The 6,682-nt window shown below is 66.3% G+C and carries 5 protein-coding genes; 2 read left to right on the plus strand and 3 right to left on the minus strand.

Annotation, left to right across the window (positions count from 1 at the left end; genetic code table 11):
* Positions 1 to 267 precede the first annotated feature (267 nt).
* The 3 genes from gap to tkt form a co-directional block, all read right to left on the minus strand.
* Positions 268 to 1,275 carry a type I glyceraldehyde-3-phosphate dehydrogenase gene (gap, locus tag QX108_RS24960; protein ID WP_315783532.1) on the minus strand — a complete coding sequence of 336 codons (1,008 nt, stop codon included), beginning with the start codon at positions 1,273 to 1,275 and terminating at the stop codon, positions 268 to 270.
* A 145-nt stretch (positions 1,276 to 1,420) separates the two neighbouring features.
* A complete protein-coding gene (gene recQ, locus QX108_RS24965) occupies positions 1,421 to 3,298 on the minus strand; it encodes a DNA helicase RecQ (protein ID WP_315724524.1) in 1,878 nt (625 codons plus the stop codon).
* Positions 3,299 to 3,532: 234 nt separating this feature from the next.
* Positions 3,533 to 5,518, minus strand: a complete 1,986-nt coding sequence (gene tkt, locus QX108_RS24970; protein WP_315724526.1) for a transketolase — start codon at positions 5,516 to 5,518, stop codon at positions 3,533 to 3,535.
* Positions 5,519 to 5,789: 271 nt separating this feature from the next.
* Here tkt and QX108_RS24975 point away from each other — a divergent pair, with 271 nt between their 5' ends.
* Together QX108_RS24975 and QX108_RS24980 are read left to right on the plus strand one after the other, a co-directional pair.
* A complete protein-coding gene (locus QX108_RS24975; protein WP_315724528.1) occupies positions 5,790 to 6,134 on the plus strand; it encodes a DUF4164 domain-containing protein in 345 nt (114 codons plus the stop codon).
* On the plus strand, positions 6,131 to 6,514 hold the full coding sequence (locus tag QX108_RS24980) for a cell division protein ZapA (protein ID WP_284423241.1): 384 nt from the start codon (positions 6,131 to 6,133) through the stop codon (positions 6,512 to 6,514). Before QX108_RS24975 ends, QX108_RS24980 begins: the two co-directional genes overlap by 4 nt.
* Positions 6,515 to 6,682 lie beyond the last annotated feature (168 nt).

Below are 6,682 nucleotides of genomic sequence, written 5' to 3' on the forward strand. Positions count from 1 at the left end.
GCTCGCCTGTTCGCGGAGGTCATGAGGGGCCAGCGCCGGGCGGTGGCTCCGATGTCGAGTCCTGTCGAGTTGTCACCTTTCCGCCCTGGCGCATGCCGTACGCGATCAAGCCGATCAGTACGATCACGCCAGGAATTCCGAGCCAGTGCGGAAGGGTCATGATGCTTGCTCAGCCGTCATTCCGGGGCGGTCCGAAGGACCGAACCCGGAATCTCGAGATTCCGGGTTCGCCTCTGCGAGGCGCCCCGGAATGACTGAGAGAGTTACTTACAGCAGCTTGCCCATCGCGACGGCGGTGTCGGCCATGCGGTTGGAGAAGCCCCACTCGTTGTCGTACCAGGACATCACGCGCACGAGGTTGCCGTTCATGACCTTGGTCTGGTCCATGTGGAACGTCGAGGAGTGCGGATCATGGTTGAAGTCGATCGAGACGTTCGGCGCGTTGGTGTAGCCGAGCACGCCCTTGAGCTCCTGCTCGGCGGCGCGCTTGATCGCCTCGTTGATCTCCTTCGGCTCGGTGTTGCGCTTGGCGACGATCTTGAGGTCGACAACCGAGACGTTCGGCGTCGGCACGCGGATCGCGACGCCGTCGAGCTTGCCCTTCAGCTCCGGCAGCACGAGGCCGATCGCCTTGGCGGCACCGGTCGAGGTCGGGATCATCGACATCGCCGCCGCGCGGCCGCGATAGAGATCCTTGTGCATCGTGTCGAGCGTCGGCTGGTCGCCGGTGTAGGCGTGGATCGTGGTCATGAAGCCGGTCTCGATGCCGACCGTGTCGTTCAGCACCTTGGCGACCGGCGCCAGGCAGTTGGTGGTGCACGAGCCGTTGGAGACGACCAGATGATCCTTCGTCAGCGTGGTGTGGTTGACGCCGTAGACGATGGTGGCGTCGGCGCCGTCGGCCGGAGCCGAGACCAGCACCCGCTTGGCGCCGGCAGTCAGATGCGCCGAGGCCTTGTCCTTGGAGGTGAAGATGCCGGTGCATTCCAGCGCGATGTCGACGCCGAGATCCTTCCACGGCAGCTTCGACGGATCGCGCTCGGCGGTGACCTTGATCTTGCCGCTGCCGATGTCGATGCTGTCGCCGTCGACCGTCACCGTGTGGGGGAAGCGGCCGTGCACGCTGTCGAAGCGCAGCAGATGGGCATTGGTCTCGACCGGGCCGAGATCGTTGATGCCGACCACCACGATGTCCTTGCGACCCGATTCCGCGATGGCGCGCAGAACGTTGCGGCCGATACGGCCAAACCCGTTGATCCCGACCCGGACTGCCATTTTCGTCTCCTTCAATGACGTTTCTCGTCCCCGTCTGCGTCCTCCCAACAGGGGCGCCACGAGGGTTTTGGAACTAATGCCGACCGGTTCTGCCGGACGGGAGCGGACGATAAGGGCCTTCTGGTAGACCTTTTTCGCGCAAACCTCAACTGTCTGGCGGCGATCCGGCTCCTGCCGACCGCGCGGCATTGATCAGCGCCAGCAGCTCCTCGCCGTAATGTTCGAGCTTCTTGTCGCCGATCCCTGGTATATCGCGGAGCTGGCCGAGCGTGGTCGGCCGGGCGCTGGCGATGCCGTCGATGGTGGCGTCGTGCAGCACCACATAGGCTGGTACACCACGCTTGCGCGCGATCTCCGAGCGCCAGGCGCGCAGGCTGGCGAGCAGGGGCGCATCGGCTGCCGCCGCGGGCCGCGCCACCAGCTCGCCACGGCGTGATTTGCTGCGGATCGCGCGGACCGAGCTTGCCGTCTCCTCGCGCAGCATGACCGGCGTCTCGCCCTTCAGCACGCCGCGGGAGCTCTCCGTCAATTTCAGCGCGCCATAGGCTTCGCTGTCGGGTGCGAGATGCCCCATCGCCACCAACTGGCGCAGCGCCGCGCGCCACTGCTTCTCATTGAGCTCGCGGCCGATGCCGAACACTGACAATTGATCGTGTCCGAACTGCTTGACGCGCTCGGTGGCGCGCCCCACCAGCACGTCGATCAGATGCATGGCGCCGAAACGCTGGCCGGTGCGATAGGCGCAGGACAGCAGCTTCTGCGCGATCACCTTGCCGTCGCGCATCTTCGGCGGCGACACGCAGTTGTCACAATTGCCGCAGTTCTCGCCCGCCGGGCTCTCGCCGAAATAGCTGAGCAGCAACTTGCGCCGGCAGCCTGCGGTCTCGGCGAGCGCGACCAATGAATCGAGCTTGCGGATCGACATCCGCTTGTAGGCCTCGGCGCCGGTGGATTCGTCGATCATCCGGCGCTGCTGCACGATGTCTGAGAGACCATAGGCCATCCACGCCGTCGACGGCTTGCCGTCGCGCCCGGCGCGCCCCGTCTCCTGGTAGTAGGCCTCAATGCTCTTCGGCAGATCGAGATGCGCGACGAAGCGCACGTCCGGCTTGTCGATGCCCATGCCGAAGGCGACGGTGGCGACCACCACGACGCCGTCCTCGTTGATGAAGCGGTCCTGGTTGCGCGAACGCACCGCCGGATCGAGCCCGGCGTGATAGGGGATCGCCGTGATGCCGGCCTCGTTCAGCGCCGCCGCAGTGTCCTCGACCTTGGCGCGCGACAGGCAATACACCACGCCGGCATCGCCGGCATGACGATCCCGAATGAAGGCCTTGAGCTGCGCCGGGCCGTTGTTCTTGTCGACGATCTCGTAGCGGATGTTGGGGCGGTCGAAGCTCGCGACGAATTGCGGCGCATCGGTCAGGCTGAGCCGCTCGGCGATCTCCTTGCGGGTCAGTTCGTCGGCGGTCGCGGTGAGCGCAATGCGCGGCACGTCGGGGAAGCGCTCGGCGATGATCGAGAGGCCGATATATTCCGGGCGGAAGTCGTGCCCCCATTGCGACACGCAATGCGCCTCGTCGATCGCGAACAGCGCGATCTCCGCGCGCTCCAGCAGCGACAGGCAGCGCGGCGTCACCAGCCGCTCGGGCGCAACGTAGAGCAGGTCGAGGTCCCCGACGATCAGCCGCCGCTCAACCTCATCGGCTTCCTCGCGCGACAGGGTGGAGTTCAGCACGGCGGCGTTGACGCCGGCCTCGATCAGGCCGGCGACCTGGTCGCGCATCAGCGCGATCAGCGGCGACACCACGATGCCGCAGCCCTTTCGCAGCAGCGCCGGCAGCTGATAGCACAGCGACTTGCCGCCGCCGGTCGGCATCAGCACCAGGCAATTGCCGCCCTCGGCGACATGCCGGACCACCTTTTCCTGCGCGCCGCGAAAACCCGGCAGCCCGAACACCGAATGCAGCACCGCCAGCGCGCGATCGGCCGTGTCGGTCGGGGCGTTAGGGGACGAGGGCATGGTGGGAGGGAGCTTCCGGAAGGTCTGGCGAACGAGCGCCTCAAGGGCGCCGGTTCTCCTATTGTCCTCGTCCTGGCGCGTCACAGTCAATGCATCTCCTCACCCTGAGGAGACCGCCGGAGGCGGTCGTCTCGAAGGGCGAGGCCAGCGCTTTCGACGCGGGCCTCATGGTTCGAGACGGCGCTGCGCGCCTCCTCACCATGAGGGTATTCACCGACTACGCCGTGAGAACGCTCAGCCCAGCCGCTTGACCGCCGCGTCCACCGCCGCTTCCGCGGTGATGCCGAAGTGCTTGTACAGCTCCTTGTAGGGGCCGCTCTCGCCGAACGAATGCATGCCGACGAAGATGCCGTCCTGGCCGATCACGGCGTCCCAGCCCCAGCGCACCGCGGCTTCGATCGCGATCTTGACCGGCGCGTTGCCGATGATCCTGGCCTTGGCTTCGGCCGGCTGCTCGAGCAGCAGCTCCAGCGACGGCACCGAGACGACGCGCGCGGCGATGCCGCGCTCGGCGAGCTGCTTCTGCGCGGCGACCGCGATCTCGACCTCGGAGCCGGTGGCGAACAGCGACACCTTGGCCTCGCCTTGCGCGGCCACCAGCTCATAGCCGCCATGGCTGCACGGATTGTCCGACGGCGCATTGGTGCGCAGCTGCGGCAGGTTCTGCCGCGTCAGCGCCAGCACGGTCGGGCCGTTGGTGCGGTTCAGCGCCAGCTCCCAGCATTCGGCGGTCTCGACGGCGTCGGCCGGGCGGAACACGCGCATGTTCGGGATCGCGCGCAGCGCCGCCAGATGCTCGACAGGCTGGTGCGTCGGGCCGTCCTCGCCGAGGCCGATCGAATCGTGGGTCATGACGTACACCACGCCGGCGCCCATCAGCGCCGACAGGCGCATCGCACCGCGGGCGTAGTCCGAGAACACCAGGAAGGTGGCGCCGTTCGGCGCGAAGCCGCCATGCAGGAAGATGCCGTTCATGCATGCCGCCATGCCGTGCTCGCGGATGCCGTAATGGATGAAGCGGCCCTTCGGCGTCTTGGCCGAGAACGAGGTGGCCGACTTCGCCTTGTTGTTGTTGGAGCCGGTGAGATCCGCGGAGCCGGCCACGAATTCGAACGGCATCGCCGCTGCGATCACCTCGATTGCGGCCTCCGACGACTTGCGGGTGGCGATGTTGAGCGGGTTCTCGAGCAGCGCCTTCTTGTGGTCCTTCAGTGCCTTCGCCAGCGTGGCGGGGCGCTCGTGGCGCAGCCGGCGTTCGAACTCCGCACGCTTGCGCGGGCCCATCTCGCCGAGTCGGGTCTCCCATTCGCTGCGCGCAGCCGCGCCGCGGCGGCCGGCCTCGCGCCAGGCGGCGAGCACGTCGTCGGGCACGGAGAAGGCTTCCTGCGAGATGCCGAGCTTCTCCTTGGCGCCCTTCAATTCCTCGGCGCCGAGGGCCTCGCCATGCACCTTGGAGGTGCCGGCCTTGGTCGGCGCGCCATAGCCGATCGTGGTCTTGCAGGCGATCAGCGACGGCTTCGACGATTTCTGCGCCCTGATGATCGCAGCGGCAATCGCCTCGGGGTCATGGCCGTCGATCAGCTCGGCGGCCCAGCCGGCCGATTTGAAGCGCTTCACCTGATCGACCGAATCGGCGATCGACAGCGGGCCGTCGATCGAGATGCCGTTGTCGTCCCACAGCACGATCAGCTTGTTGAGCTTCCAGTGCCCGGCCATCGCGATCGCTTCCTGGGAGATGCCCTCCATCAGGTCGCCGTCCGAGGCCAGCACATAGGTGTGATGGTCGACGATCTTCTTGCCGTATTCCGCCTGCAGCATCTTCTCGGCCAGCGCCATGCCGACCGCGGTGGAGATGCCCTGGCCGAGCGGGCCGGTGGTGGTCTCGATGCCCTTGGTGCGGAAATTCTCAGGATGGCCCGGCGTGAGCGAATCGACCTGGCGGAAGCGCTTGATCTGGTCGAGCGTCATCTCCTCGTTGCCGGTCAGATACAGCAGCGCATACAGCAGCATCGAGCCGTGGCCGGCCGACAGCACGAAGCGGTCGCGGTCCGGCCAGGCGGGCGCGGCGGCATCGTATTTCAGCACCCGGGTGAACAGCACGGTGGCGACGTCGGCGGCGCCCATCGGCAGGCCGGGATGGCCTGATTTCGCCTTTTCGACGGCGTCCATTGCGAGCGCGCGGATGGCATTGGCCATGCGGGAATGATCGACCTGCGTCATGCTGGAATCCGTCCAAACGTGAAATGCTGATGACAGGAGAGCCGCCGGTATTGCTGGCGGGCCGGGATTTTGCGGGCTGATTAGCACCTCGGTTCCGGGAATCAAAGGCAATGCAACGTCCCGGACGTCCCAAAAGTTGCTTAGTAGTGCATAGTTTCGGCCGAGCGTTGCGCTTGGCTCGCCCAGCACGTAAGATTCTGCCCGTAAACGCTTGCCGGACAGCGGCTTTTGTCGCTATCCCCGGGCGGTGTAAGGGCCTCGCATCCGTGCCATGAACGATCACCCTGCCAATCTTGCCGGTCAGGTGGAACCCGGCGCTGCCGATCTGGAGGCGGCGACGCGGCGACTCATGACGGCCCTCGACGCGCTGGAGAGCGCGGTCGAGCGGCGGCGCGAGGCGGATCGCGACGAGGACGAGCTGGCGACGCGCATCCAGGCGCTCGGTGCCGACCGCTCCCGCCTTGCGGACGAGCTCGACGGCTCGCTGATGAAGACGCGCCGGCTCGAGCGCACCAACCGCGAGATTGCCGAGCGTCTCGACACGGCAATCGGCACCATCCGCGCGGTGCTCAATGGCGGCGGGCAGGACGGTGCTGAAGACGAGGATGACGAATGAGCCACATCAACGTCACCATCAACGGCCGCCAATATCGCATGGCCTGCGAGGAAGGCCAGGAGCTGCGGCTTCTCAAGCTTGCCGAGAGCCTCGAGACGCGCATCACCAATCTGCGCGGCAAGTTCGGCGAGATCGGCGACGCCCGGTTGACGGTGATGGCCGCGCTCACCGTGTGCGATGAGCTGATCGACGCCAATCAGCGCGTGCAGGTGCTGGAGCAGGAGCTCGAAGGCCTGCGCAACGTCCGCAACCAGGCCAGCGACCGCGCCCGCGCGACGCAGGTCGCCGTCGCCAAGGCCCTGAACGCCGCCGCCGAGCGCATCGAGCGCACCACGCAGGTGCTCAACCGCACCATCGGTGGCGGGGTCGCGATCGGGTAGGGCGGATCGAACTAACAACTAATAATCTGGCGTCGGCACTGGTCTTCGCTTGTCATTCGAAAGCGCCTATGAGTGTGCCCTCTCCCCTTGCGGGCTAATTTCAGCACAGATCTTTTGGCGCTTTTTCAAGTATTTAGACTTGAAGCGAGGGAATCGACTGTGATTCTT

This window comes from Bradyrhizobium sp. SZCCHNR1002 (assembly GCF_032381435.1).
GTDB lineage: Bacteria > Pseudomonadota > Alphaproteobacteria > Rhizobiales > Xanthobacteraceae > Bradyrhizobium > Bradyrhizobium aeschynomenes.

Excerpts from the sequence above, each read along its gene's own strand:
- QX108_RS24980 (WP_284423241.1), top strand. The coding sequence starts at position 6,131 with ATGAGCCACATCAACGTCACCATCAACGGCCGCCAATATCGCATGGCC.
- gap (WP_315783532.1), bottom strand. The coding sequence starts at position 1,275 with ATGGCAGTCCGGGTCGGGATCAACGGGTTTGGCCGTATCGGCCGCAAC.
- tkt (WP_315724526.1), bottom strand. The coding sequence starts at position 5,518 with ATGACGCAGGTCGATCATTCCCGCATGGCCAATGCCATCCGCGCGCTC.
- recQ (WP_315724524.1), bottom strand. The coding sequence starts at position 3,298 with ATGCCCTCGTCCCCTAACGCCCCGACCGACACGGCCGATCGCGCGCTG.
- QX108_RS24975 (WP_315724528.1), top strand. The coding sequence starts at position 5,790 with ATGAACGATCACCCTGCCAATCTTGCCGGTCAGGTGGAACCCGGCGCT.